Raw genomic sequence first — 22,337 nt, forward strand, 5'->3', positions numbered from 1 at the left:
ATCCATGTCTTTGCAGCTAGGCGTTATCGGGACCGGGGCCATCGGCCAGGATCACATCCGGCGTTGCAGCCAGACCCTGCAGGGCAGCCGGGTCGTGGCCGTGACCGACATCGATCGGCAACAGGCGGCACGGGTGGTCGACGACCTGCAACTGCAGGCTGAAGTCCATGCAGACGGCCATGCCTTGATCCGCTCGCCGCAGGTGCAGGCGGTGCTGGTCACGTCCTGGGGCCCCAGCCACGAGGAGTTCGTGCTGGCGGCCATCGCCGCCGGCAAGCCGGTGTTCTGCGAGAAACCCCTGGCGGTGACCGCCGAGGGCTGCCGGCGCATCGTCGAGGCCGAGCTGGCCCATGGCAAGCGCCTGGTCCAGGTGGGCTTCATGCGCCCTTATGACGCTGGCTACCAGGCGCTGAAGGCCGTGGTGGATAGTGGTCGGATCGGCACGCCGCTGATGCTGCACTGCGCCCACCGCAATCCGCGGGTAGGGCCGAACTACAAGACCGACATGGCCATTACCGACACCCTGATCCACGAACTGGACGTGCTGCGCTGGTTGCTGGACGACGACTACGTCTCGGTGCAGGTGCTGTTCCCCCGGGTTTCGAGCAAGGCCCATGGGCAACTGCGCGACCCGCAGATCGTGCTGCTGGAGACCGCCCGTGGGGTACGGATCGATGTGGAGATTTTCGTCAACTGCCAATACGGCTACGACATCCAGTGCGAGGTGGTGGGTGAGAGCGGTATCGCGCGCCTGCCCGAGCCGCCCCAGGTGCAACTGCGCAGTGCGGCCAACCTGTCCAGCGCCATCCTCATGGACTGGAAGGAGCGCTTCATCGCCGCCTATGACGTCGAGCTGCAAGCCTTCATCGATGCCGTGGCGGCAGGGCAGGTGGGTGGCCCCTCGGCCTGGGACGGCCTGGCGGCGGCGGTGGCTGCCGACGCTTGCATCCAGGCCCAGCAGAGCGGGGCCATTGTGCCGGTGCACTTGCCGCCGCGCCCCGCATTCTATGGCTGAGAGGCCCGGGCCAAGGCCCTCGAGCGGGGCTTGAACAGGGCTTGCAACAAAATTCTAAAATGAGTTGATATAGAAAATATTTTCCAATAGAGTCGTTTCCAGGTTGCCGACTACCCAGGCTGCCGGGGTCTTCAGGTTCTGCCTGGTGTCCTGGCCAGCCATCCAACAAAAACAACACAGGTGCCGTCGATGAAGATCCCTCGCTCTGCCACGCCATTGCCCTCCCGGGCAGGTGCCATTCCCCCTCGCGAGATGCCTCGCACTCCCTGGTCCTCCCGCTTGCTGTCGCTGCTGGGTTGCCTGTGTGTCGAACACCAAGGTTCGCTGCTGGGCTGCATGCCCGGCGCCCCGGTCCTGTATTCACGCGCCTGAGGCACGGCGGCGCCCGAACCGCCAACCGACAACAACGTGGAGAGCACCCTTGATGAATATCCAGACCCGAGTGGTTTCCCTGGCCCTGGCCTTGCTGCTGTCCAGCGGCGTGGCCCAGGCCCAGGTGCGGATCGGTGTGAGCATGTCGCAGTTCGATGACACCTGGCTGACCTACCTGCGCGAGTCCATGGACCAGAAGGCCAAGTCCATGCCCGAGGGCGTGGACTTGCAGTTCGAGGACGCCCGCAGCGACGTGGTCAAGCAGTTGAGCCAGGTCGAAAGCTTCGTCAGCCAGAAGGTCGACGCCATCGTGGTCAACCCGGTGGATACCGCCGCCACTCGCAAGATCACCGAGGCGGCGGTCAAGGCCGGGATCCCGCTGGTCTACGTCAACCGTCGCCCGGATGACCTGGCCCTGCCCAAGGGGGTGGTCACCGTGGCCTCCGATGACCTGGAGGCCGGGCGGATGCAGATGCAGTACCTCGCGGACAAGATGGGTGGCAAGGGCAGCGTGGTGATCCTGCTGGGCGACCTGGCCAACAACTCCACGGCCAATCGCACCAAGGGCGTCAAGGAGGTGCTGGCCAAGTACCCGGGCATCCGGATCGACCAGGAGCAGACCGGGGTCTGGCTGCGCGACCGCGGCATGACCCTGGTCAATGACTGGCTGACCCAGGGCCGCGAGTTCAACGCCGTGGTAGCCAACAACGACGAGATGGCCATCGGCGCCGCCATGGCCTTGAACCAGGCCGGGGTGGAACGCGGCAGCGTGCTGATCGCCGGGGTCGACGGTACCCCCGACGGGCTGCGCGCGGTGCAGCGTGGCGAGCTGGCGATGTCGGTATTCCAGGACGCCAAGGGCCAGGCCGAAGGTTCGGTGGAGACCGCGGTGAAGATGATCAAGCAGCAGCCGGTGGAGGCTGCGGTGTGGATCCCGTATCGGTTGATCACCCCGGACAACGTCGCCCAGTTCAAGTAGCCGGGCCTCATTCACCGAGCAAGCCGACCGGGTGCCCTGGGTGCCTGGCGGCGGGAGTAACTGAGCATGAACGCCTGTGCGTCCGTTTCGAATCCGGCCGGGATTACCCCCGTCATCGAGCCTTACCTGTTGGAGGTGATCAATGTCAGCAAGGGCTTTCCCGGGGTGGTGGCCTTGTCCGAGGTGCAGCTGCGGGTGCGTCCCGGCACCGTGCTGGCGTTGATGGGGGAGAACGGGGCCGGCAAGTCGACCCTGATGAAGATCATTGCCGGGATCTACCAGCCCGATGCCGGCGAGTTGCGCCTCAAGGGCCGGCCAGTGAGTTTCGCCTCGCCACTGGCGGCCCTGGAGGCGGGGATCGCGATGATCCACCAGGAGCTCAACCTGATGCCGCACATGAGCGTTGCCGAGAACATCTGGATCGGGCGCGAGCCGCTGGGCCGGCTGGGCCTGGTCGATCATCGGGCGATGCATCGCGCCACCGCCGCGCTGTTGGCGCGCCTGCGCATCGAGCTCGATCCCCAGGAGCAGGTGGGCCACCTGAGCATCGCCGAGCGGCAGATGGTGGAGATCGCCAAGGCGGTGTCCTATGACTCCGATGTGCTGATCATGGATGAGCCGACCTCGGCCATCACCGACAAGGAGGTGGCGCACCTGTTCTCGATCATCGCCGACCTCAAGGCCCAGGGTAAGGGCATCATCTACATCACCCACAAGATGAACGAAGTGTTCGCCATCGCCGATGAGGTGGCGGTGTTTCGCGATGGCACCTACATCGGCCTGCAACGGGCCGAGAGCCTGGACGGCGACAGCCTGATCTCGATGATGGTCGGGCGCGAGCTGAGCCAGCTGTTTCCCACGCGTGACCAGCCCATCGGCGAGCGCTTGCTGCAGGTGTGCGACCTGCGCCTGGACGGGGTGTTCGAGGGGGTGTCGTTCGACCTGCATGCCGGCGAGATCCTCGGTATCGCCGGGCTGATGGGCTCGGGGCGGACCAACGTGGCCGAGACCCTGTTCGGCATCACCCCGGCCGATGGTGGGCAGATCATCCTCGATGGCCAGGTGTTGCGCATTGGCGAGCCCCACGTGGCCATCAGCCAAGGCCTGGCGCTGCTCACCGAAGATCGCAAGCTCAGCGGCTTGTTTCCCTGCCTGTCGGTGTTGGAGAACATGGAAGTGGCGGTGCTCAAACACTATGCCGGGGCGGGGTTCGTCAAGCACAAGGCCCTGCGTGCGCTGTGCGAGGACATGTGTCGCCAGTTGCGGGTCAAGACCCCGTCGCTGGAGCAGTGCATCGACACCCTGTCTGGCGGCAACCAGCAAAAGGCCCTGCTGGCCCGCTGGCTGATGACCCGGCCGCGGATCCTGATCCTCGACGAGCCGACCCGGGGCATCGATGTCGGGGCCAAGGCCGAGATCTATCGCCTGATCGCCACACTCGCCGGCGAAGGCATGGCGGTGCTGATGATCTCCTCGGAACTGCCCGAGGTCCTGGGCATGAGCGACCGGGTAATGGTCATGCACGAGGGGCAACTGATGGGCACCCTGGACCGCAGCGAAGCGAGCCAGGAGCGGGTGATGCAGCTGGCCTCGGGCCTGGCCCTGGAACACTAGCGGCGACACACGACATTCAACCTGGGCCGGCCGCCTGCAATGGCGCCGCCCCTGATCAAGGTGGACGGTGATGAACGCAATACTGGAAAACAAACCGGCCCTGGCACCGGCCAAGAGCCGTCGGCGCCTGCCGACCGAACTGAGTATCTTCCTGGTGCTGATCGGCATCGCCCTGGTGTTCGAGCTGTCCGGCTGGGTGGTCCGCGAGCAGAGCTTCTTGCTCAATTCCCAGCGCCTGGTGCTGATGATCCTCCAGGTCTCGGTCATTGGCCTGCTGGCCATCGGCGTGACCCAGGTGATCATCACCACCGGCATCGACCTGTCCTCGGGCTCGGTGCTGGCCTTGTCGGCGATGATCGCCGCCAGCCTGGCGCAGACTTCCGACTTCAGCCGCGCGGTGTTCCCCGGGTTGACCGATCTGCCGGTATGGATCCCGGTACTGGCGGGGCTGGGGGTCGGCCTGCTGGCGGGGGCGATCAACGGCAGCATCATCGCCCTCAGTGGCATCCCGCCCTTTATCGCCACCCTGGGAATGATGGTCTCGGCCCGTGGCCTGGCGCGCTACTACACCCAGGGCCAGCCGGTGAGCATGCTGTCCGATTCCTACACTGCCATTGGCCATGGGGCGATGCCGGTGGTGATCTTCCTGGCGGTGGCGGTGATTTTCCATGTCGCCCTGCGCTACACCCGCTATGGCAAGTACACCTACGCCATCGGCGGCAACATGCAGGCGGCGCGCACGTCGGGGATCAACGTCAAGCGCCACCTGGTGATCGTCTACAGCATCGCCGGGCTGCTGGCCGGGTTGGCCGGGGTGGTGGCCTCGGCGCGGGCCGCCACCGGGCAGGCGGGGATGGGCATGTCCTACGAACTGGATGCCATCGCCGCTGCGGTGATCGGTGGCACCAGCCTGGCCGGGGGCGTGGGACGCATCACCGGCACGGTGATCGGCGCGCTGATCCTGGGGGTGATGGCCAGCGGTTTCACTTTCGTCGGTGTCGATGCCTACATCCAGGACATCATCAAGGGATTGATCATCGTGGTGGCGGTGGTCATCGACCAGTACCGCAACAAACGCAAGCTCAAACGCTGATGTCGATGCCTGGAGGCGGACGGGCAGGGCGGTAATCTGTCGCAAAAATGGCCAAATCCGCTGTCCGGTACTGCCGTTTGTCTTCTAAAAGACCTGCGCGCATGGAATTTTTTGTTATAAAAGCACTCCGATCACCAGCCCCAAAGCCCGCAATTGCGGGCTTTGTGCGGTTTGTCGGACAGATTCGCTGTCATTTCAGTTGCTGAGCCCTCAAACCGGCCTTAGACTGCCGCCCCTCGTAAATTGAGTGCCGGGTGGCGCTTGGAAGGTATGGCGCCTTTCTGATGACCCTGAAGGTCAACCGGAAACAGTTTGAATTCGCCTTAATGCACGTATTTTTTATAGAGAAATCAATGACCAAGGAAAAGTTGCTGGCCATGCCGGCGGATGACTACATGAATGCCGAGCAACACGCTTTTTTCACTGAGCTGTTGCAAGCCATGAAGGTGGAAACCCACGAGCGCATCGAGCAGAACCGGATCGCCATTGAAAGCCTGGATACCCCGGCTGACCCGGCCGACGCCGCTTCCGTCGAAGAAGAGCGCACCTGGTTGGTCAATGCCATCGATCGCGACCAGCGCATGTTGCCGCAGCTGGAGCAGGCCCTGGGCCGGATCAGTGACGACAGCTTCGGCTGGTGCGACGACAGCGGCGAGCCGATCGGCCTCAAGCGCCTGCTGATCAGCCCGACCACCAAGTACTGCATCGAAGCCCAAGAGCGTCACGAGCAGATCGACAAGCACCAGCGCCAGGCCTGACAGCCGCTGCAAGTGTTTCAAGTGCATTGATGCCTTCAGGGGCGCAGCCTAGCCGGCGCTGCGTCCCTGGAGTGCAAACCCCTCGCTACAATTGCCCTCCCTTCGGTAGCCGCGCCACGGCCACCGTTCCCTTGATCTGTTGCAATACCCATCCCGCCAGACCCTGAATAATGCCCCGCACGCGCTTCTTGCCGCTTGAGGCTGCAAGCTTGCCGCTGTGCCTGTTCCGACTAAGGGACCATGGATCATGGCGTTATAGTGGCGTTTAATGCGGCAAAACAATTAGAACGATATGGGGTGAGCAACATGTCAAGAGATGGATCTCTCGCGGTGCCTGTGGCGCAGGCGCTGGCAACTCCCGAACCTGCCCGTTGGTGGACTCCGGCGCTACAGAGTGCGGCCCTGATGGCGCTGTTGGCCGGCCAGGCCCTGGGCGACTGGCCGCTGTACCTGTGCCTGCCGCTGGCGGTGGTGGTGATCTGGTTGCCCCGGCTGCGTAGCCGCAAGGTGACGGGGGCGGTGCTGGCGGCCAGCGATGGCGAAATGTCGGCGCTGACCCGCGATCTGTCCTACAGCACTTCCCACAATGCATTGTCTGCCGCTGGCGTGGCCTATTCGGTAACCCGCTTGGCCGACAAGCTGCAATCCCAGCTGGATGCCGCGGTGCGCATCGTCGGCAACGCCGAGGTGATGATCAAGACCGAGCAGGTCACCTCGCAGCTCAGCCGCCAAGCGCTGGGAGCCGCCAGCGAAGCCCATGCCAGCAGTGCCGAAGGGCGCACGGTGTTGGGCGAGTCCATCAACCGCATGCACCTTCTGAGCCAGCGCGCCAACGACAGCCGTGAGTCGATCGAGGCCCTCAGCCAGCGCAGCGAGGAGATCCAGCGCGTGGCCCTGGTGATCCAGTCCATTGCCAGCCAGACCAACCTGCTGGCCCTCAATGCGGCCATCGAGGCGGCCCGGGCCGGCGAGCATGGCCGCGGTTTCGCCGTGGTCGCCGACGAGGTGCGCGGGCTGGCCGGGCGTACGGCGGTGGCCACCGATGAGGTCGGGGTGATGGTGGCCGATATCCAGCAGCGCACCGGTGATGTAGTGGAACAGATCCGCCAGTTGTCCGATGACCTGAATCTTGGGGTCGAGCAGGTGGAGCATACCGGTCGCCACCTGGACAACATCGCCCGCCTGGCGGCCGGGGTCGAGGAGCAGGTCAGCGAAATCGCCCGGGGCGCCGAGACCAATCGCGAACAGTTGGACAGCCTGTTCCACGCAGTGGAGCAGATGCGCAGCGACCTGGCGGTCAGCGACCAGCAGACCCGCAGCCTGGCCGAGGCGGCGGTGCAAATGGAAGGGCAGGCGGAAACCATCAGCGAGCGCCTGGCCGCGGTGGGCCTGGATGAATATCACCAGCGCATCTACGACCTGGCCCGCGAAGGCGCGCGACGCATCGCCGAGCAGTTCGAGGCCGACCTCGCGGCCCAGCGCATCAGCCTCGACGAGCTGTTCGACCGCAATTACCAGTTGATTCCCAACACCGAGCCAAGCAGGTATCACACCCGCTTCGATCGCTATACCGATCAGGTGCTGCCAGCGATCCAGGAGTCCTTGCTGCCACGCCATGACGGCCTGGTGTTCGCCATCGCCTGTACCCAGGAAGGCTACGTGCCAACCCATAACCAGGCGTTTTCCCAACCCTTGACCGGCGATCCCCAGGTGGACAACCTGCACAACCGCAGCAAGCGCAAGTTCGCCGATCGCACCGGTATTCGCTGCGGCAGCCATCAGCAGCCGCTGTTGTTGCAGACCTACACCCGCGATACCGGCGAGCTGATGCACGATCTTTCGGTGCCGATCATGGTCCAGGGACGCCACTGGGGCGGCCTGCGCCTGGGCTACAAACCCGAGCAGGCGCCATCCCGACGGGCCTGATGGCGAGCGGCGATTGTTACCGTTGGCGTAATGCTGATGTGCAATAACCGGCTGTTGTCCAGAGGCGGAAATCATTTAGCATGCCTATATCGTTAGGTTGCTAACTATTTCCGCGAGGATAGCCATGTACAAGGTCGATGTAGCGGTGATGATAGGCAGCGGCGTGCCCGGCTCGTTGCAAGCCCTGGGGCGCAAGGTGTGCTGGGTGGTACTGGTCAATGGCGAACAACGGGGTACCGCGTTCGCCAGTCGCGCCGACGCTGAGGAATGCCAGTTGGCCTGGCAGGAGCAACTGGCAGTGCTTGCCCCCGACCCGGACCGTTTCAAGCACTCGGCCTAGGCCGGCTCCACTGGCTCAAGGGGCCAGCGCGCCCTGGTCGATCGCTTGCTTGAGGGCCCTGGCTTGTTCCCGGGCTGCTGCCGCAGCTTCCTCCGAGGTCTTGAACCAGCGGTCGCGTTCCACCTGGTAGAAGTGGAACCGGCTCTTGGGCACCTTGGTGCGCAGGGCGATCACGGCCTGGTATTCGCCCCTGACTTCCCGGCACTGGCCGCGGATGAAGAATTCGCCAATATCCAGCTCTTTCATTTCCCCTCTGCTCCTTTGGCTCGTTGAGTCTCGGGTGCCCACGGAGTGTGGCCGGTGGACCCGGCGTCGAGTATTGCGTGGATGGGCAAACCGGATCCTGAGTCAGATCAGCTTGTGAGTATTTTCCTCAAGAGCGGCGCTCAAGTATCTGCAGCAGCAATGCCAGGACAGGAGTGGGGCGGCGCACTAGAATGACGCCTGCCGGTAACATGCCTGGGATAACGTTACCGGCTGGAGTGCGGTACTGGTCTTTGCTTGACTGGTGCAAAGGGTGATGGACTTGCGCTTTGCATAGTCGAAATACACAAAGTTGCTCTAGAATTGCCCCCAGCCGCCCGAAGTGGCTGCCGATTTCGGGAATTGACCAGGGTGTTTACGGCCAGCAGGCCTGTTCCAGCACTCGTTCCCTACTGCGCGGCGCCACGTTTTTCGGGTTCAGAGCCTATTCTCCAGCCTTCGACATGTGCCTATGCAATGGTGGAATGCCCCTTGCCCAGTGCCCACGGCCGCCGGAGTAGCAGGTCCACCTGAGTGAACTTCTGGTTGAGTGATTGGAGTGAGTACGCCGTCATGGCGTTTTTTTTGTGCTGCCCGTTTTTTTAAGGACAGCATCATTTTGAGTATCGGGGAGCCTTTCCTTGGCAGTAAGTAATCTTGAAATGCACGCGTTGTTTGTCTTGGGTGATTTGCGCGCAAAGCTGGTCAAGCAGTTTCAATCTCGTTTTGTCTATGTCACCGAACAATCCGCCGAAGGCATCTACATCGCCGAACTCGATACCGAGACGGCCATGGTGGTGGACGACAAGCCCCGCCTGGAACTGAAAGTAGGAGACCATTTTCGCGCTGCGGTATTGCCCAGCCGCGAAGGCGGCAAGATGGAAATCCGCTTTCGCGAGATCAAGCTGACGGTCTATGGCCTGGGCGACTACGCCTTCGTCGCCAGCCCCCTGGGGCAGGGGATAGTGTTCAGGGAAGGGCAATCGGTGGTGATGGTTTTCGCCGCCAACGAGCAGTTGCAGGAAGGCCTGACCAAGACCCTCAAGGCCATATCCGCCAAGGCCGCCAAGTGGCGCAAGGGCGAACTGATCAGCTTCAAGGCCAGCGAGTGACGAGCCAGAGCCGCGCCGAGTTCCACCAGCAGCATCTGGCCGCTGCGCGCAGCGAGGCCCAGCGCCTGTTCGCACAGAAGTCCGTCCTGCAAGGTGCCTGGTTGAGCTGGGTGGCCGCGCAGATCTACAACCTGCGGCCAGCGGCCTACGCCAGCATGGTGCGCCGCGAATTGCAGTGCCTGCAGGAGCCGCCGGACTCCTGATGCCATCCGTGGGTGCTTGAAAACACGGAACCTCTACTACAGTCAGTTGACTTAATGCTTCAGGGGCCTTGCGCTGGTGCGTCGCTGTCCCTCTTGCCCAGGACTCGACCTAGAGAGGTGCTTGCCATGAACGGATTACGTGCGCTGCTGGCCGGCAGCCTGTTGACCCTTGCTGCTCTTGGCGCGGCGCCAGCGGCGACTGCGGCGGCGCAGCCGATCCATTTCGCCGACCTGAACTGGGAGAGCGGCAGCCTGATCACCGAGATCCTGCGCACGGTGGTCGAGAGTGGCTATGGCCTGCCCACCGATACCTTGCCCGGCACCACCATCACCCTGGAAACCGCCCTGGCCAACAACGACATCCAGGTCATCGGCGAGGAGTGGGCAGGGCGCAGCCCGGTATGGGTCAAGGCCGAGGCCGAGGGCAAGGTGGTGGCGCTGGGAGACACGGTCAAGGGCGCCACCGAGGGGTGGTGGGTTCCCGAATACGTGATCAAGGGCGATCCGCAGCGGGGCATCAAGCCCCTGGCCCCCGAGCTGCGTAGCGTCTCCGATCTCAAGCGCTACAAGGAAGTGTTCAAGGACCCGGAAAGCCCCGACAAGGGACGCTTTCTCAACAGCCCCATCGGCTGGACTTCGGAGATCGTCAACAAGCAGAAGCTCAAGGCCTATGGCCTGGAGGACAGCTACGTGAACTTTCGTAGCGGTTCCGGAGCGGCCCTGGATGCCGAGATCAGCTCGTCGATCCGGCGTGGCAAGCCGGTGCTGTTCTACTACTGGTCGCCAACGCCGTTGCTGGGGCGTTTCAAGCTGGTCCAGTTGCAGGAGCCGCCCTTCGATGCCCAGGCCTGGAAAACCCTGACCGATCCCGCCGAGCCCAACCCCCGTCCGACCCGGTCCCTGGCTTCCAAACTGTCGATTGGCGTGTCCACGCCGTTCCAGCAGCAATACCCGCAGCTGGTGGAGTTCTTCGCCAAGGTCGACCTGCCCATCGGGCCGCTGAACCAGGCCCTGGCGCAGATGAGCGAGAACCACAGCGAGCCCCGGGACAGCGCCCGGGCATTCTTGCGGCAACACCCCGACCTGTGGCGTGCCTGGGTGCCCGCTGACGTGGCGGACAAGCTCGCTGCGACACTCTAGCGGTGTGTCCCGCCTGCGCCTTGCGCGAAGGCGGGACCGGCTTTAGAAGCGGGTCTGCACGGCCACCTCGAAGGTTCGCGGCGTACCCAGGTAGTAGGCCGGGGACACGTGGGCGAACTGGCCATAGGTTTCGTTGGTCAGGTTGCGCACCCGGCCGGTGATGCTGGTGTGGCTGTCGAGCTGGTAGCGCAGGAAGCTGCCGTACAGGGTGTAGGCCGGCATGGTCAGGGTGTTGGCGTTATCGGCGTATACCGAGGCCACGTAGCGGGCATCGACGCCGGCTTGCCAATTGCTCGCCAGGTCGTAGGTCAGCCACAGGTTGGCCAGCCGCGAGGGCACGTTGGTGGGGGTATTGCCCTTGCGCGAGACCACCGTGCCGTTGGCGAGCTTCTCGTTGAACGCATCGTATTCGGCATCCACCCAGGCGAAGTTGCCCTGGGCCAGCAGGCGTGGAGTGATGCGCAGCGAGCTGGCCAGCTCGATACCCTTGGAGGTCTGCTGGCCCACCGGAATGCTATTGGCCGGGTCCAGTGGATCGGTCACGGCGAAGTCCTTGCGTTCGATGCGGTAGGCCGCCACGGTCGCCGAGCCACGACCGTCCAGGTAGTCGAACTTGCTCCCCACCTCCCACTGCTTGCCGGTGGATACGTCGAAGTTCTGGGTGCCGCTGGGCTGTTCGGCGGCGGTGCTGTATTGCACATAGACGTTGGCGCTGGGCAAGAACTGCCAGGTCAGGCCCAGGCGTCCGGTGAGCGGCTCCCAGCTGCGCTTGAAGTGGCGCGGGTTGCTGGCGGTGATGGCGCGGTGGTTGGTCACGTCCAGGTCGATGGCGTCGTAGCGCAAACCGCTGAGCAGCGACAGCTCGTCGGTCAGGGCCAGGCGGTTCTCGACGAACAGCGCGCGGGTGGTGACCTGGTTGGTCTTGTCCTTGACCCAGCCCTGGCGGGTTTCTTCCAGTTCGTAGAAGTGCCCAGGACGGTAGCTGTTCGGGTCGACGCTGTTGCGTGCCGGTACGTTGTTCGGCGAATTGGTGGTGCTGTTGACCTTGTACTCGAAACCGGCGGCCCAGGTGGTGTCGAGGCCCAGCAGTTGGTCTTCGTGACGCACCTCGAACTGGTTGCCCACCTGGTTGCCCTGGTGCCGCACCAGGTAGGCGGTGGAGCGGTTCACCAGCCGGTTGTCGGGGCTGTACTGGTAGGTCTCCAGGTTGCGGTAGTCACGCTGGCTGTCCAGGTGATAGAGGGTATTGCGCAGGCTGGTGCTGTCGTTGATCCGGTAGTCGAGGATCGAACGCAGCCAGACGGTGCGCTGTTCGTACAGGCCATCGGCGACGTTGTAGTTGTTGAAGCGGTTGTGCTTGTCGATCTTCAGGTCGCCGGCCTTGGGATTGAGTACCGGCGTGCCCCAGTAGGGGCTGTCCTCGTGCTCGTCCTGATACTCCACGGCCAGGGTGTGGGACAGGTCCGGGGTCAGGTCGCTGAGCAGGGAGAACGCCAGGCTCCAGGCATCGCGTTCCTGGCGGTCGATGTAGCCGTTGCTGGTGTTGTGGCTGACATCCAGCCGCGCGAAGTGCTGCACATCGGCGCTGGCCGGGCTCAGGGCATGGTTGACCCCGAAGGCGGTCTGGGTGGTGTCGAAGCTGCCATAGCCGAGCAGGCCCTCGGCGGCCAGTTCGCGGCGTTCGGCCAGCTTGGTCACGTAGTTCAGCGAACCGCCCACGGAGCCTGCGCCATTGATCAGCGACGACGGGCCGCCCACCAGTTCCACCCGGTCGTAGATCCAGGCGTCCACAGGGCGGGCCAGGCCGGTGGCGACATTGATGCCATTGAACATCTGGGTGATCTGGCTGTTGGTGAAGCCACGATAGGAAACGAAGCCGCCGAACCCTGGAGGAGCGCTGGCATTGACCCCGGGCAGGGCATTGGCGGCGTCCTGGAAGGTACGATCGCCCCGGCGTTCGATGTCCTGGCGGTTGCTTACCGCCACCGAGGCAGGGGTTTCGCGCAGGCTCAGGCCCAGGCGCGAGGCCATGCCGCTGGATTGGTCCAGGGACAGGCCGGGCTCGGCCTCGGTTTCGTCGGCGCCGATGGTGGTGGGGGCCAGTTCAAGGCGCTGCGCGCCCCAGGCATTGGCACACAGGCAGCCCAGCAGGCTCGCCAGCAGGCTCGCCAGCAGAGGAAGGTGTTTCATTGATAGGTCCTGAATTCTTGACTAGGAAACAGCCCACGGCCATGCGCCACGCAAAGGGCGCGGTGGGTGGGGCGGGTAGGGACAAGAGTCAGGCGTGGGGCGGTGCCCGGGGACGGGCGGCGGGCCAGCTATGGTGGGCGGGGAGATCGACCTGGAGCGGGCTGGCCAGCGGCGGCGCCTGGGGCTGCGGCAGGAAAGCCAGGCCAAGGCTGGTGTTCAGCGCCGGACCCATGCCACCGGTGGAGCACAGCGGGCAACCGAAGGCCTTGGCCAGGGTCGGCAGCGAATCCTGGTCGGTGGGGGCTTGTACCGGCGCCTGGGTGGCCGGGTCGACGCTACAGAACTGCCCGCCGATGCCGTTGAGCTGCATGCCCAGCATCTGGCCATGGCCGATGCTGCAGGCGAACACGTTGAACAGGACGCAGCAATACAGCATCCAGGCAACGAGCGAGCGATCGGAACGGGCGAATTTCATGGGCCGGCACTTTAGCATCGAAGACGACGAACGTACTTACCAAAACGCGCAATCAGGTCCATTCTTCAGCGAAATTTTCCAGGGACGTCCAACATGACTCATCTGCTTGCACAGGGAGTGGCCGGAACCTTTTTATCGATCAGCCTGTTGCACCTGTACTGGGCCGCTGGCGGCAAGCGCGGTAGCGAGGCAGTGATCCCGCAGGTGCCGGGGCCCGTGCCCGGGCAGAGCCAGCCGGCCTTCCAGATACCGGCGCTGGCGACCTTGCTGGTGGCGCTGGCCCTGTTGCTGGTGGCGCTGCTGGTGTGCCTGCGGGTCGGGCTCCTGTTGCCGAGCGTGAGCCATCCGGCCTTGCAGTGGGTCATCAGCGCCATGGCCTTGCTGATGTTCGCCCGGGCCATTGGCGATTCGGAACTGGTGGGGTTCTTCAAGCAGGTGCGGGGTTCGCGCTTCGCCCGGCTCGACACGCTGTTCTATTCGCCCTTGTGCGTGGTACTGGGGGCTGGGCTGCTGGTGCTGGCCTGGGCCTGAGCAGCCCCGCAAGGCAGGCGCGGGGCAAGCCCGCGTCGCCTCAGTTGCCGGTTTCCTGGCGTTTGCTGCTGACTTCCGCCGGCACGTCGTCGCCGGCCATGCGCTTGCGGAACAGCGCGGCGCGGGCCAGCAGCAGGGTCGTCACCGGTACGGTGATCGACAGCAGGATCGGGATCAGCCAGGCATGCAGCACCGGCCCCGACTTGAGCGCCGAGAAATACAGGATCGAGGCCAGGGCCACGCTCCACGAGCCCAGGGTCGAGGCCAGGGCCGGCGGGTGCATGCGCTGGAAGTAGCTTTTCATGCGCAGGATGCCCACGGCGCCGATCAGGGCGAACAGGCTGCTGACCAGTAGCAGCAGCGCCACCAGGATTTCCACCCACAGGGGCAGTTGTTGCAGGTCGTTCATTCGATCACCTCGCCACGCAGGAGGAATTTGGCCAGGGCGAAGGAGCCGACGAAGCCGAACAGGGCGATCAGCAGCGCCGCCTCGAAGTAGGTATCGCTGGAGTAGCGAATACCCAGCACCAGCATCATCAGCATCGCCAGGATGTACAGGTAGTCCAGCGCCAGGACCCGGTCCTGGGCCGAAGGCCCCCGGAACAGGCGCACCAGGGTCAGGACCATGGCCAGGGAAAAGATGAACAGGCTCAGCAGGATCGCGTTATCCATCAGTGCGCTCATTCGAAGATCTCCATCAGCGGGCGCTCGTAGGTTGCCTTGAAGTGCTGGATGAATTGCGCTTCATCCTCCAGGTCGAACACGTGCAGCAAGAGGATGCTGCGGTCCAGCGACAGCTCGGACCAGACCGTGCCCGGCACCACCGTGGTGATGGTCGACAGCGCCGCCAGCCCGTTGGCATCGCGCAGGTCCAGGGGCACCTTGACGAACGCCGAGCGCACCGGGCGCCGGCCGTTATTGAGCACGCCCCAGGCCACCAGCAGGTTCGACACCAGCACATCGCGCCCCACCAGCAGGAACAGGCGCAGGATGGTCCATGGTCGGCGGATACGGATCGGCTGCGGGCGCAGCGGGCGCATCAGCAGTGGCGCAAGAAAGCCCAGCATCGCGCCCAGCAGCAGGTTGCCGGGGCTGACGGAGAGGTTCAGCAGCAGCCACAACAACCACAACGCCAGGGACAGGAAGGGCGAGGGGAACAGGCGCTTCATGGCTGCACCTCCATCGACAGTGCGGCCTTGGCCTCGGGGCTGAGCACCGTCCGGGTGCCCAGTACCGCCATCACGTAGTGCTCGGGATGATTGAGGTTGTCGGCGGTGTCCTGGGTGAAGCGCAGCAGCGGCTCGGCCTTGAAGCTCAGCAACACGCACAGGCCCAGCAGCGCCACTATCGGCACGCACTCCAGGCGCCGCAGCACAGGCGAGGGTCGCTCCTCGGGCGTCCAGAAGCGGCGGATGCCCAGGCGCGCGAAGGCGATCAAGGACGCCAGGCCGGAGAGGATCAGCAGTGCCAGGAAGCACCAGCCCGCCACCGGCACCTGGGTCTGCAGGCCACTGCCCAGGCCCTGGGGGTTGAGCAGGGCGGCGATCAGGTTGAGCTTGCCGATAAAGCCCGACAGCGGCGGCATGCCGATGATCAGCAGGGCACAGGCGATGAAGCTCAGGCCCAGGAAGGCCATGGTCCAGGGAATCACTTGGCCGACCACCACCTGCTGCTCATCGTCGAGGTTGCTGCCCCGGGGCGGCGAGGCCCCCAGTGGTTGCGACAGGATCTCGCCTTCGTCTTCCAGGGGCGCCTCGGTGGCCGAGCGTGAGCGTTCGATCAGTTCGGCCAGGAGGAACAGCGCGCACATGGCCAGGGTCGAGCTGAACAGGTAGAACAGCGCCGCGCCGGTCAGTGCCGGTTGGGCGAAGCCGATCACCGCGAGCAGGATCCCCGCCGAGACCAGGATGCTCAGGCTGGCCATGCGCTCCAGGCGTTGCGCGGCGAGGATGCCCAGCGCCGCACAGCAGATCGTCGCCAGGCCGCCGTACACCAGCCACTGGCTGCCGAAATAGGCCGAGGCTCCGGCCTGGCCGGAAAACAGCAGGGTCCACAAGCGCAGCACGGTATAGACCCCGACCTTGGTCATCACCGCGAACAAGGCCGCTACCGGTGCGCTGGCCGAGGAATAGGCCGGCACCAGCCAGAAGTTCAGCGGCCACATCCCGGCCTTGGCCAGGAAGGCGATGGCCAGGATCGCCGTGCCCGCGTGCAGCAGTCCACGGTCGGCCTCGGGCACCAGGGGGATCTTCATGGCCAGGTCGGCCATGTTCAGGGTGCCGGTGACTCCGTAGATCATCGCCGTGCCGATCAGGAACAACGACGAGGCCAGGAGGTTGATGGTGATGTAGTGCAGCCCCGAGGACACCCGCGCCCGTCCCGAGCCATGCAGCATCAGGCCATAGGACGCTGCCAGCAGCACTTCGAAGAACACGAACAGGTTGAACAGGTCGGCGGTGAGGAAGGCCCCGTACAGGCCCATCAGCTGGATCTGGAACAGCGCGTGGAAGCTGGCGCCGGCGCTGTCCCAGCGGGCCATGGCGAACAGCAGCGCGCTGACCCCGATGATGCCGGTCAGCACCAGCATCAGCGCCGCCAGGCGATCGACCACCAGCACGATGCCGAACGGTACCTGCCAGTTGCTCGGCAGGTACACGCCGAACGAGCCGGTGGCGCCATCGGCCTGGGTCCAGTACAGCAGGTACAGCGCCAGGCCCAGGCCCAGCAGGCTGGAGAACAGGTTGAGCCGGGCCTTGAGCGGCCGGTGTTTTTCTCCCAGCAACAGGAGCAGGGCCGCGGTCAGCAGCGGCAACAGGATAGGGGCGACGATCAGGTGCGACGACAACAGGTTCATTCCTTGGGCTCCCGACCGTCGACGTGGTCGGTGCCGGTCAGGCCCCGGGATGCCAGGAGTACCACCAGGAACAGCGCGGTCATGGCGAAGCTGATGACGATGGCGGTGAGCACCAGCGCCTGGGGCAGGGGGTCGGTGTAGTGCAGCAGGTCCTGGGGCACGCCGTCCTTGACGATCGGCTCCTTGCCGATGAACAGGCTGCCCATGCTGAAGATGAACAGGTTGACCGCGTAGGACAGCAGGCACAGGCCCATCACCACCTGGAAGGTCCGGGGGCGCAGCACCAGCCAGACTCCCGAGGCGGCGAGGACACCAATGGCGATTGCAATGACTTCTTCCATCAGGCGGCTCCGCTCTTGATCAGGGATTTGGACTGGCTGGCAGGCTTGTGGGCCCGCACCGACTGGTGCGCCAGGGCGGTGAGGATCAGCAGCGTCGCGCCCACCACCACCGCATACACGCCGATGTCGAAGAACAGCGCGCTGGCGATATGGATATCACCGAACAGCGGCAAGTCCAGGTGCAGGGTGTGGGTGGTCAGGAACGGATAGCCCCAGGCCAGCGCGCCGAGGCCCGTGGCCACCGCGAACAGCAGGCCGGTGCCCATCCAGCGCAGCGGTCGCAGGCTCATCTGCGCCTCCACCCACTGGGTGCCGGCCACCATGTACTGCAGGATGAACGCCACCGACATCACCAGCCCGGCGACGAAACCGCCACCCGGCAGGTTGTGCCCGCGCATGAACAGGTAGAAGGACACCACCAGGGCGATCGGCAGCAGCAGGCGCACCAGCACCGCAGGCACCATCATGAAGCCCAGGGCGGTGTCGCTGGCCTGGCGCGGGTTGACCAGGTCGGTGACCACGTCCGGTGCCAGCAGGCGCTGCTGGGCCGGCAGTTGCATGCTTTCCTTGGGCGGGCGGAAGCGTCGCAGCAGGGCGAACACGGTCAGGGCCACGGCCACCAGCACGGTGATCTCGCCCAGGGTGTCGAAGCTGCGGAAATCCACCAGGGTCACGTTCACCACATTGGTGCCGCCACCCTCGGGCAGGGCCCGGCTCAGGTAGAACGAGGAAATGTCGTTGGGCGTCGGCCGGGTCAGCATGGCGTAGGACAATAGCGCCATGCCCAGGCCCACGGCGACCGACAGGCTCAGGTCGCGCAGGCGGCGGATACGCGCCTTGGGCACGCTGCTGGGCAGCGGCGAGACGTCCTCGATCCGCCGCGGCAGCCAGCGCAGGCCCAGCAGGATCAGCACCGTGGTCACCACTTCCACCACCAGCTGGGTCAGGGCGAGGTCGGGGGCGGAGAACCAGACGAAGGTCACGCAGGTCATCAGCCCGCAGACGCTGACCATGGTCAGGGCGGCCAGGCGGTGATACTTGGCCTGCCAGGCGGCGCCCAGGGCGCAGGCGATGGCCAGCAGCCAGAAGGTCACGAAGACGATGGAGCCGGGGATCTTCGGCCGGTCGCCCCAGGTCAGGCTGCTGTAGAGCATGGGAATCAGCCCGGCGATCACCGCCGCCAGCACCAGCAGGAACAACTGGCTTTGCAGGCGCTTGGTGCTCAGCCGCCGTTCCAGGCCACGGGCCAGGCGGGTCAGGGCTACCAGGCAGCGTTCGAACAGGCGCTTGCCATTGAAGCGGCCCACGCCCGGCGGGTAGGCGAAGCGGCCACGCACCAGTGGCTTGCGCAGCAACAGGTAGAGGACGATGCCGCAGGACATGGCGATCAGGCTCATGATCATCGGCGCATTGAGGCCGTGCCAGATCGCCAGGCTGTATTCGGGCAGGGTCCCGCCCACCACCGGCCGCGCAGCGGCGGCCAGCAACGGCCCGATGATCTGGGCCGGGAAGATCCCCACCAGCAGGCAGGTGAACACCAGCAGCTCCACCGGCGCGCGCATCCAGCGTGGCGGTTCATGGGGCGTGTGGGGTAGGTCGGTGGCCGGCTCGCCGAAGAACACATCGACGGTGAAGCGCAGGGCATAGGCGACGCTGAAGGTCCCGGCGATGGTGGCGATCACCGGCAGGGCGATCTCGACCCAGGCGCTGGAATTGATGAACACCGTCTCGGCGAAGAACATCTCCTTGGACAGGAAACCGTTGAGCAGCGGCACCCCGGCCATGGAGGCGCTGGCCACCATGGCCAGGGTCGCGGTGTAGGGCATCAGCTTGATCAGGCCGTTGAGCTTGCGGATGTCGCGGCTGCCACTCTCGTGGTCGATGATCCCGGCGGCCATGAACAGCGAGGCCTTGAAGGTGGCGTGGTTGAGGATGTGGAATACCGCGGCCACCGCCGCCAGCGGACTGTTCAGGCCCAGCAGCAGGGTGATCAGGCCCAGGTGGCTGATGGTGGAATAGGCCAGCAGGCCCTTGAGGTCGTTCTGGAACATCGCGCAATAGGCGCCAAGCACCAGAGTACAGGCGCCGGCGCCGCCGACGATCCAGAACCATTCTTCGCTGCCGGACAGCGATGGCCACAAGCGGGCCAGGAGAAACACCCCGGCCTTGACCATGGTCGCCGAGTGCAGGTAGGCCGAGACCGGTGTCGGTGCGGCCATGGCGTGGGGAAGCCAGAAGTGGAAGGGGAATTGTGCGCTCTTGCTCAGTGCACCGAGCAGGATCAAGGGAAGCAGGACAGGGTAGAGGGCATGGGCCTTGATCTTGTCCGCGGCAGCCAGTACCTGGTCCAGGTCATAGCTGCCGACCACATGGCCGAGCAGCATGACCCCCGCCAGCAGGCATAATCCCCCGGCCCCGGTGACCATCAACGCCATGTAGGCGCCACGGCGGGCGTCGGAACGGTGATGCCAATAGCCGATCAGCAGGAACGAGAAGAGGCTGGTCAGTTCCCAGAAGAACACGATCTGGATCAGGTTGCCGGAGATCACCAGGCCCAGCATGGCGCCCATGAACGCCAGGAAAAAGGCGAAGAAGCGCGGCACCGGGTCCTGGGGCGACATGTAGTAGCGCGCATACAACGACACCAGGGTGCCGATGCCCAGCACCAGCAGCGAGAACAGCCAGGCGAAGCCGTCCAGGCGCAACACGAAGTTCAGTCCCAGGCTCGGCAGCCAGGCGTACTCCTCGCGAATCACTCCGCCATCGGCGATCTGCGGATACAGCAAAGCCACCTGGATGGTGCCGATGAGGGCAACCAGGCCGGCCAGCAGCGATTCGGTGTTACGTGCGTTGTGCGGCAACAGGGCCGCCAGACAGCTGCCCATGAATGGCAGAAGCAGTAGAACTATCAGGGACATAGGCTTCTAATCTGCGGAAAAGTATGACGCATAATACGTGCCAGGCCCTTGATCACCAACCGCCAAGCGCGGCTGGATAGCCATCGGAAATGTTACATGCGCTTTCAAAGGTAGGAGACAAATGCCCGCTTCGCCCGTTCCCGGGTGTTCGCACAAGGTTTGCCCTGCACGCAACTCATCGGACAAGGATCGACACGGATGCACCCAGCCAAAACCACCACCAGCAGCCGATTTCTCCGGCGTGGCTGCTTTGCCCTGCTGTTCACCTGCCTGGGCGCCGCGTTGGCCATCGGCCTGGAACGGCTGTACCCGCCGGCCCAGGAGATGATCAGCACCCGCAAGGCCCTGGTCATCGACGGCCCCCCGGACGACGGGCACCGCTACCTGTTGCCGCCGGGCACCGTGCTGTATTACGAAAAGGCCATGCCGGAGGGGCATGCCCGCTACCGGGCCTATTTCTATTATAAGGGCGCCATTGAAGGTGATCCGCTGCCGCTGGAGCCCAAGCACAATGGGTCCTTGATCGCCCCGGGCTGGCTTTCGAGCCCCGAGCCCGATGCGCCGTCCTTGTAGGTGGCTGGGGTCAGGGCGGTGTCGACTCACCGCCCAGTGAGGCTTCTGGCCTGTGCGTCGATCTGCGGTTGATCTTCAGCTCGCTGACGATCACCGCCAGCACGATCATCGCCCCGCCCAGCAGGGCCAGGGCGGGCAGGCGTTCCCCGGCGATGCGCCCGACGATCCCGGCCCAGACCGGTTCGCCGGCATAGATCAGCGTGGCCCGGGTCGGCGAGACGCTCTTCTGGGCCCAGTTCATCGCCACCTGGATCGCCGCGCTGGAGGCTCCCAGGCCCAGGGCGATGACCAGCAGCAGCCAGGAGAATTCCGGCAGTGTTTCCCCGGTGGGCAGCACCATGGCAAAGGCCAGTACCGAGGTCACCGCCAATTGCACCACCGTCACCCGGCGCACATCCACGCGCCCGGCGAAACTGCTGATGAGGATGATTTCCGCGGCGATCGCCACGGTGCTGATCAAGGTCGCGATCTCTCCGGGGCTGAAATCCAGGGAGGCGCCGTTGGGCCCGGACAGCAGCATCAGCCCGGTGAATGCCAGCATGATCCCCAGGCTGGGCAGCAAGCCCGGGCGCTTGCCCATGAACAGCCATTGCAACAGGGGCACGAAGGGCACGTACAGCGCAGTGATGAAGGCCGACTGGCTGCTGGGGATGGTTTGCAGGCCCACGGTCTGCAAGCCATAACCGAGCATGATGGCAACCCCGATGAAGCTACCGGCGCGCAACTCGAACAGGGTCAGGCCGCGCAGCCGCGACCAGGAGAACAGCGCGACGATGGCGGCGGCCGCGGCGAAGCGCAGGCCAACGAAGAACATCGGGCCGCTGACGCCCATGGCTTGTTGCACCAGGAGGAAGGTGCCGCCCCAGATCATGGTGATCAGCACCAGTACGGCCTCGGCCTTGCTGAGCTTGTAGGAAAAAGTGCTGGAAGTCCCGGATGTCATGGTCTTGCGTGCTACCTGAGGGGGACGCACAATGCGCCGGAAATTGGGCAGTATACTGCGCAGGCCCAGGGAGCGAGCGAATAGAGTGCATAAGGAAAACAGTCATCGGGCTTCGGTCCTGCAACATGTCAGCCTCAATGTCCGGCGCCTGCGCCACGCCGCCGGCTTGAGCCAGAGTGCCCTGGCGCAGAAGTCGACGGTCAGCCGGCGGATGCTGGTGGCCATCGAGGCGGGGGAGAAGAACGTCAGCCTCGGGACCCTGGATCGGGTCGCCGAGGCCCTGGGCGTGGCCTTCAGCGACCTGATCCAGGCCCCGGATTCCCGGGACTCCAGCCGTATCAACGAGCTTGCCTGGGCGGGGCTGATTCCCGGCAGCCGCGCAGTGCTGCTGTCCAAGGCCGAGGCCAGCCGTGAGGTGGAACTGTGGGAATGGCACCTGGAGCCTGGCGAGGAGTACCGCTCCGAGTGCGATGCCCAGGGCTGGAGCGAGCAGTTGTATGTGTTCGAGGGCTGCCTGACGGTGTTCTTCGGCGACACCGAGCGCCGCCTGGAAAGCGGCGACTTCTTCATGTTCGCCAGCCATGTACCCCATGGCTACCGCAACGATGGCACCCAGCCCACGCGCTTCGTGCGCAACGTGGTGATCTGATTCCGCGACAACTGTCCGCCTGCCAACAGTGGTTGGGCAGTTTGCCTGTTTTGTATTGCGGTGTTTTG

24 protein-coding genes are annotated in these 22,337 nt (G+C 64.7%); 14 read left to right on the forward strand and 10 right to left on the reverse strand.

Annotation, left to right across the window (positions count from 1 at the left end):
* Window positions 1–4: 4 nt before the first annotated feature.
* The 8 genes from iolG (at window position 5) to GDH07_RS10960 (ending at window position 8,097) form a co-directional block, all read left to right on the forward strand.
* Window positions 5–1,015, forward strand: coding sequence for a bifunctional inositol 2-dehydrogenase/D-chiro-inositol 1-dehydrogenase (gene iolG, locus GDH07_RS10925; protein WP_053130656.1), 1,011 nt, complete (start codon window positions 5–7; stop codon window positions 1,013–1,015).
* A 189-nt stretch (window positions 1,016–1,204) separates the two neighbouring features.
* Window positions 1,205–1,387 carry a hypothetical protein gene (locus tag GDH07_RS10930; RefSeq protein WP_083456876.1) on the forward strand — a complete coding sequence of 61 codons (183 nt, stop codon included), beginning with the start codon at window positions 1,205–1,207 and terminating at the stop codon, window positions 1,385–1,387.
* A gap of 52 nt (window positions 1,388–1,439) precedes the next feature.
* Window positions 1,440–2,366 (forward strand): sugar ABC transporter substrate-binding protein, encoded by a 927-nt coding sequence (locus GDH07_RS10935; protein WP_152897537.1) that lies wholly within the window; start codon window positions 1,440–1,442, stop codon window positions 2,364–2,366.
* Window positions 2,367–2,432: 66 nt separating this feature from the next.
* Window positions 2,433–3,980 carry a sugar ABC transporter ATP-binding protein gene (locus GDH07_RS10940; protein WP_152897538.1) on the forward strand — a complete coding sequence of 516 codons (1,548 nt, stop codon included), beginning with the start codon at window positions 2,433–2,435 and terminating at the stop codon, window positions 3,978–3,980.
* 70 nt (window positions 3,981–4,050) lie between these two features.
* A complete protein-coding gene (locus tag GDH07_RS10945) occupies window positions 4,051–5,073 on the forward strand; it encodes an ABC transporter permease (RefSeq protein WP_053130651.1) in 1,023 nt (340 codons plus the stop codon).
* 353 nt (window positions 5,074–5,426) lie between these two features.
* Window positions 5,427–5,831 (forward strand): TraR/DksA family transcriptional regulator, encoded by a 405-nt coding sequence (locus GDH07_RS10950; protein ID WP_022643977.1) that lies wholly within the window; start codon window positions 5,427–5,429, stop codon window positions 5,829–5,831.
* A 690-nt stretch (window positions 5,832–6,521) separates the two neighbouring features.
* Complete coding sequence (locus tag GDH07_RS10955; RefSeq protein WP_425502115.1) at window positions 6,522–7,757, forward strand: methyl-accepting chemotaxis protein; 1,236 nt, start codon at window positions 6,522–6,524, stop codon at window positions 7,755–7,757.
* Window positions 7,758–7,881: 124 nt separating this feature from the next.
* Complete coding sequence (locus GDH07_RS10960) at window positions 7,882–8,097, forward strand: hypothetical protein (RefSeq protein WP_022643980.1); 216 nt, start codon at window positions 7,882–7,884, stop codon at window positions 8,095–8,097.
* Between the two features lie 15 nt (window positions 8,098–8,112).
* Here the strand turns inward: GDH07_RS10960 and GDH07_RS10965 are convergent, their stop codons facing one another.
* A complete protein-coding gene (locus GDH07_RS10965; protein WP_022643981.1) occupies window positions 8,113–8,343 on the reverse strand; it encodes a hypothetical protein in 231 nt (76 codons plus the stop codon).
* Window positions 8,344–8,981: 638 nt separating this feature from the next.
* On the opposite strand from GDH07_RS10965, the gene GDH07_RS10970 reads away from it, so the two are divergent.
* From GDH07_RS10970 to GDH07_RS10980, 3 genes are all read left to right on the forward strand, one after another.
* Window positions 8,982–9,452, forward strand: a complete 471-nt coding sequence (locus GDH07_RS10970; protein WP_083456875.1) for a hypothetical protein — start codon at window positions 8,982–8,984, stop codon at window positions 9,450–9,452.
* Window positions 9,449–9,655: a hypothetical protein gene (locus tag GDH07_RS10975; protein ID WP_152897540.1), complete on the forward strand. Its 207-nt coding sequence runs from the start codon at window positions 9,449–9,451 to the stop codon at window positions 9,653–9,655. Before GDH07_RS10970 ends, GDH07_RS10975 begins: the two co-directional genes overlap by 4 nt.
* A gap of 126 nt (window positions 9,656–9,781) precedes the next feature.
* Window positions 9,782–10,795: an ABC transporter substrate-binding protein gene (locus GDH07_RS10980; RefSeq protein ID WP_152897541.1), complete on the forward strand. Its 1,014-nt coding sequence runs from the start codon at window positions 9,782–9,784 to the stop codon at window positions 10,793–10,795.
* Between the two features lie 42 nt (window positions 10,796–10,837).
* Here the strand turns inward: GDH07_RS10980 and GDH07_RS10985 are convergent, their stop codons facing one another.
* Both GDH07_RS10985 and GDH07_RS10990 read right to left on the reverse strand, forming a co-directional pair.
* A complete protein-coding gene (locus GDH07_RS10985; protein ID WP_152897542.1) occupies window positions 10,838–12,985 on the reverse strand; it encodes a TonB-dependent receptor in 2,148 nt (715 codons plus the stop codon).
* 88 nt (window positions 12,986–13,073) lie between these two features.
* Window positions 13,074–13,460 carry a DUF2946 domain-containing protein gene (locus GDH07_RS10990; protein WP_178124042.1) on the reverse strand — a complete coding sequence of 129 codons (387 nt, stop codon included), beginning with the start codon at window positions 13,458–13,460 and terminating at the stop codon, window positions 13,074–13,076.
* Window positions 13,461–13,553: 93 nt separating this feature from the next.
* On the opposite strand from GDH07_RS10990, the gene GDH07_RS10995 reads away from it, so the two are divergent.
* The gene (locus GDH07_RS10995; protein WP_152897544.1) at window positions 13,554–13,991 is read left to right on the forward strand and encodes a DUF3995 domain-containing protein; all 438 of its coding nucleotides are present in this window, start codon (window positions 13,554–13,556) and stop codon (window positions 13,989–13,991) included.
* Between the two features lie 40 nt (window positions 13,992–14,031).
* Here GDH07_RS10995 and GDH07_RS11000 read toward each other — a convergent pair whose 3' ends face one another.
* Genes GDH07_RS11000 through GDH07_RS11025 form a run of 6 tightly spaced genes read right to left on the reverse strand, consistent with a single transcriptional unit; the run spans window position 14,032 to window position 20,104 of the window.
* The gene (locus tag GDH07_RS11000; RefSeq protein WP_068578230.1) at window positions 14,032–14,400 is read right to left on the reverse strand and encodes a Na+/H+ antiporter subunit G; all 369 of its coding nucleotides are present in this window, start codon (window positions 14,398–14,400) and stop codon (window positions 14,032–14,034) included.
* The gene (locus GDH07_RS11005; protein ID WP_022643988.1) at window positions 14,397–14,675 is read right to left on the reverse strand and encodes a K+/H+ antiporter subunit F; all 279 of its coding nucleotides are present in this window, start codon (window positions 14,673–14,675) and stop codon (window positions 14,397–14,399) included. Before GDH07_RS11005 ends, GDH07_RS11000 begins: the two co-directional genes overlap by 4 nt.
* Entirely contained in the window at window positions 14,672–15,160 is a 489-nt protein-coding gene (locus GDH07_RS11010) for a Na+/H+ antiporter subunit E (protein WP_152897545.1), read from the reverse strand. The genes GDH07_RS11005 and GDH07_RS11010 overlap by 4 nt, the downstream gene beginning before the upstream one ends.
* Window positions 15,157–16,845, reverse strand: a complete 1,689-nt coding sequence (locus GDH07_RS11015) for a monovalent cation/H+ antiporter subunit D (protein ID WP_152897546.1) — start codon at window positions 16,843–16,845, stop codon at window positions 15,157–15,159. The genes GDH07_RS11010 and GDH07_RS11015 overlap by 4 nt, the downstream gene beginning before the upstream one ends.
* A complete protein-coding gene (locus tag GDH07_RS11020; protein ID WP_011060906.1) occupies window positions 16,842–17,186 on the reverse strand; it encodes a Na+/H+ antiporter subunit C in 345 nt (114 codons plus the stop codon). The genes GDH07_RS11015 and GDH07_RS11020 overlap by 4 nt, the downstream gene beginning before the upstream one ends.
* Entirely contained in the window at window positions 17,186–20,104 is a 2,919-nt protein-coding gene (locus GDH07_RS11025) for a monovalent cation/H+ antiporter subunit A (RefSeq protein WP_085598849.1), read from the reverse strand. Before GDH07_RS11025 ends, GDH07_RS11020 begins: the two co-directional genes overlap by 1 nt.
* Before the next feature lie 198 nt (window positions 20,105–20,302).
* On the opposite strand from GDH07_RS11025, the gene GDH07_RS11030 reads away from it, so the two are divergent.
* The gene (locus GDH07_RS11030) at window positions 20,303–20,677 is read left to right on the forward strand and encodes a hypothetical protein (protein WP_152897547.1); all 375 of its coding nucleotides are present in this window, start codon (window positions 20,303–20,305) and stop codon (window positions 20,675–20,677) included.
* Window positions 20,678–20,687: 10 nt separating this feature from the next.
* Here GDH07_RS11030 and GDH07_RS11035 read toward each other — a convergent pair whose 3' ends face one another.
* The gene (locus GDH07_RS11035; RefSeq protein ID WP_152897548.1) at window positions 20,688–21,689 is read right to left on the reverse strand and encodes a DMT family transporter; all 1,002 of its coding nucleotides are present in this window, start codon (window positions 21,687–21,689) and stop codon (window positions 20,688–20,690) included.
* Window positions 21,690–21,705: 16 nt separating this feature from the next.
* Between GDH07_RS11035 and GDH07_RS11040 the strand changes: the two genes are divergently transcribed.
* The gene (locus GDH07_RS11040) at window positions 21,706–22,269 is read left to right on the forward strand and encodes a helix-turn-helix domain-containing protein (protein WP_053130633.1); all 564 of its coding nucleotides are present in this window, start codon (window positions 21,706–21,708) and stop codon (window positions 22,267–22,269) included.
* The last annotated feature ends 68 nt before the right edge of the window (window positions 22,270–22,337 follow it).

It is taken from the genome of Pseudomonas piscis (genome assembly GCF_009380155.1).
Lineage (GTDB): Bacteria > Pseudomonadota > Gammaproteobacteria > Pseudomonadales > Pseudomonadaceae > Aquipseudomonas > Aquipseudomonas piscis.

What these genes read in the sequence shown, in the direction of transcription:
- iolG (WP_053130656.1), top strand. Translation starts at nt 5, where the DNA reads ATGTCTTTGCAGCTAGGCGTTATCGGGACCGGGGCCATCGGCCAGGAT.
- GDH07_RS10930 (WP_083456876.1), top strand. Translation starts at nt 1,205, where the DNA reads ATGAAGATCCCTCGCTCTGCCACGCCATTGCCCTCCCGGGCAGGTGCC.
- GDH07_RS10935 (WP_152897537.1), top strand. Translation starts at nt 1,440, where the DNA reads ATGAATATCCAGACCCGAGTGGTTTCCCTGGCCCTGGCCTTGCTGCTG.
- GDH07_RS10940 (WP_152897538.1), top strand. Translation starts at nt 2,433, where the DNA reads ATGAACGCCTGTGCGTCCGTTTCGAATCCGGCCGGGATTACCCCCGTC.
- GDH07_RS10945 (WP_053130651.1), top strand. Translation starts at nt 4,051, where the DNA reads ATGAACGCAATACTGGAAAACAAACCGGCCCTGGCACCGGCCAAGAGC.
- GDH07_RS10950 (WP_022643977.1), top strand. Translation starts at nt 5,427, where the DNA reads ATGACCAAGGAAAAGTTGCTGGCCATGCCGGCGGATGACTACATGAAT.
- GDH07_RS10955 (WP_425502115.1), top strand. Translation starts at nt 6,522, where the DNA reads ATGATCAAGACCGAGCAGGTCACCTCGCAGCTCAGCCGCCAAGCGCTG.
- GDH07_RS10960 (WP_022643980.1), top strand. Translation starts at nt 7,882, where the DNA reads ATGTACAAGGTCGATGTAGCGGTGATGATAGGCAGCGGCGTGCCCGGC.
- GDH07_RS10965 (WP_022643981.1), bottom strand. Translation starts at nt 8,343, where the DNA reads ATGAAAGAGCTGGATATTGGCGAATTCTTCATCCGCGGCCAGTGCCGG.
- GDH07_RS10980 (WP_152897541.1), top strand. Translation starts at nt 9,782, where the DNA reads ATGAACGGATTACGTGCGCTGCTGGCCGGCAGCCTGTTGACCCTTGCT.
- GDH07_RS10985 (WP_152897542.1), bottom strand. Translation starts at nt 12,985, where the DNA reads ATGAAACACCTTCCTCTGCTGGCGAGCCTGCTGGCGAGCCTGCTGGGC.
- GDH07_RS10990 (WP_178124042.1), bottom strand. Translation starts at nt 13,460, where the DNA reads ATGAAATTCGCCCGTTCCGATCGCTCGCTCGTTGCCTGGATGCTGTAT.
- GDH07_RS10995 (WP_152897544.1), top strand. Translation starts at nt 13,554, where the DNA reads ATGACTCATCTGCTTGCACAGGGAGTGGCCGGAACCTTTTTATCGATC.
- GDH07_RS11000 (WP_068578230.1), bottom strand. Translation starts at nt 14,400, where the DNA reads ATGAACGACCTGCAACAACTGCCCCTGTGGGTGGAAATCCTGGTGGCG.
- GDH07_RS11005 (WP_022643988.1), bottom strand. Translation starts at nt 14,675, where the DNA reads ATGAGCGCACTGATGGATAACGCGATCCTGCTGAGCCTGTTCATCTTT.
- GDH07_RS11010 (WP_152897545.1), bottom strand. Translation starts at nt 15,160, where the DNA reads ATGAAGCGCCTGTTCCCCTCGCCCTTCCTGTCCCTGGCGTTGTGGTTG.
- GDH07_RS11015 (WP_152897546.1), bottom strand. Translation starts at nt 16,845, where the DNA reads ATGAACCTGTTGTCGTCGCACCTGATCGTCGCCCCTATCCTGTTGCCG.
- GDH07_RS11020 (WP_011060906.1), bottom strand. Translation starts at nt 17,186, where the DNA reads ATGGAAGAAGTCATTGCAATCGCCATTGGTGTCCTCGCCGCCTCGGGA.
- GDH07_RS11025 (WP_085598849.1), bottom strand. Translation starts at nt 20,104, where the DNA reads ATGTCCCTGATAGTTCTACTGCTTCTGCCATTCATGGGCAGCTGTCTG.
- GDH07_RS11030 (WP_152897547.1), top strand. Translation starts at nt 20,303, where the DNA reads ATGCACCCAGCCAAAACCACCACCAGCAGCCGATTTCTCCGGCGTGGC.